This window comes from Bacillus cereus group sp. BceL220 (assembly GCF_051776965.1).
Taxonomy (GTDB): domain Bacteria; phylum Bacillota; class Bacilli; order Bacillales; family Bacillaceae_G; genus Bacillus_A; species Bacillus_A cereus.
This window is the reverse complement of sequence record NZ_JBPWBC010000043.1, coordinates 1-2,296: the sequence shown is the minus strand read 5'-3', so window position 1 is coordinate 2,296 and position 2,296 is coordinate 1. Positions and strand designations below refer to the sequence as shown.

Genomic DNA, 2,296 nt, shown 5'->3' with positions numbered 1-2,296 from the left:
ATTTGTTGGAAAAGTAAATGAAATTCCAATTGGGAAACCGTTATCTAATACGGAGATTTATATTTTAAATCACCAACTCCAATTAAATCCGATAGGGGTAATAGGGGAAATTTGTATAGCTGGGGATGGTCTAGTACAAGGATATTTAAATCGTCCAGAATTAACAAAAGAAAAATTTATTTATCATAATAGCATGAAGAAAAGGTTATACCGCACGGGTGACTTAGGGAGATGGTTGCCAGATGGAAATATTGAATATTGTGGACGAATGGATCAACAAGTAAAAATTCGAGGATACCGAGTAGAATTAGGAGAAATCGAAGCTCGTCTATTGAATGTGGAAGAAATACAGGATGTAGCTGTAGTAATTAAAGAAGCTGTAACAGGAGAGAAATACTTAGTAGCTTATATTATTCAAGAATCTGAATTAGACATTCAAAAAGTGAAATCTGAACTTATGAAGCAAATACCTGAGTATATGATTCCGACATTCTTTATGCAGCTGGATAATCTACCTTTAAATACAAATGGGAAAGTAGATCGAAGAGCTCTTCCTGAACCTGATGAGAAACGTATAGGAATAGATACAATTTATGAAGAAACTGATAATGAATTGGAACAACATTTAGTTCGAATTTGGCAAGAAGTTTTACAAATAGAAAAAATCAGTGTACATGATGATTTCTTCTTATTAGGAGGACATTCGTTAAAAGCGATGGTGCTTCTAGCTAAAATACAAAAAGAGTTAAAAATAAAACTTGGTTTAAAAGAACTATTTATGCATTCAAGTATACGTCAACTATCTGTATATATGGAACAGCTTAATGTGAATGTTGATTGCGTTATTAGACCTATAGAAAAGAAAGCATATTATTCAGCTTCATCTGCCCAACAAAGAATATATACTTTAACTAATTTAGATCTAAATGGTATCACATATAACATACCAAGTATCATGGAAATCAAAGGCGATTTAAACATTGTCAAATTGGAAAGAGCTTTACAAGGGTTAATTTATCGTCATGAAGTTCTTCGAACATCATTTGTTACTAAGGATGGAGAGATTTTACAGAAAGTTCATGATGAAGTTCCGTTTAATATAGAAATAATTCCTAAGGACATAGATAATCAATATGAAAAAACAGACTTTATACGTCCTTTTGATTTAAGTGAAGCTCCACTTATGCGTGTAGGATTAACGGAATTAGAACAAAATCGATATGTATTCATGCTTGATATTCATCACATTATTGCGGATGGTGTATCCATTGGTATCTTTATGAAAGAATTGATGGAACTCTATTATGAGAATGAATTACCAGCATTAAAGTTACAATATAAAGATTACGCTGAATGGCAACAAGAATTTATACAAAGTGAAGCAATTCAGATACAAAAAGAATATTGGATGAATCGCTTTAAAGATGGTGTGCCGGTAGTAGAATTACCAACTGATTATATGCGTCCTTCTATACAAAGTTTTGAAGGAGATAGTGTGTTCTTTGAAATTGATGTGTCATTGACAAAGAGATTAAAACAAATCTGTCAGGATAATGGTGTAACGCTGTATATGGCATTGATGAGTATTTATCAAATATGGTTATCGAAGCATACAGGACAAGAGGATGTTATGGTTGGTACAGTTACTGCTGGGAGACATAACACTGATTTATATCAAGTCATGGGAATGTTTGTGAATACACTTGCACTTAGAGGAAATCCAAAGGGTGGTAAAACATTCGGACAATTCTTACAAGAGACAAAAGAAAACACTGTAGAAGCATTTGAAAACCAAGATTATCAATTCGAAGAATTAATAGAAGAACTGGAAATGCCTAGAGAGACAAGTAGAAATCCTTTATTTGATACAATGTTTGTTTTAGAAAACATAGATATTTCAGAGTTTAATACTGGTAATTTAACAATTATGCCTCATAAAACTAATTATGCATTTGCAAAATTTGATATGACTTTGTTGGCAGAGGAAAATATCAATCAAATATCTTTTCGTTGGGAATATGCCACTAAGTTATATAAAAGAGAGACAATAGAAAGGTATAAGGAGCACTTTATTCAAATTTCAAAAGAAATTCTAAACAATCCAGACCAGAAAATTGCAGATATCAAAATGATTACAGAGATAGAGCACCATAAAATTTTGAATGATTTCAATAATACTAAAACAGAATATCCAAAAGAAAAGACATTAACGCAATTGTTTGAAGAACAAGTGAAGAAGACACCAGAGAATATTGCCGTAGTATATAAAGACCAATGTTTAACTTATCGAGAGCTA

At 31.8% G+C, this 2,296-nt stretch carries 1 protein-coding gene; it reads left to right on the top strand.

What is annotated here, in order from left to right:
- Positions 1–2,296 (top strand): condensation domain-containing protein (locus tag ACS2FK_RS30355; protein WP_438899971.1); only part of this gene is annotated, 2,296 nt, incomplete at both ends.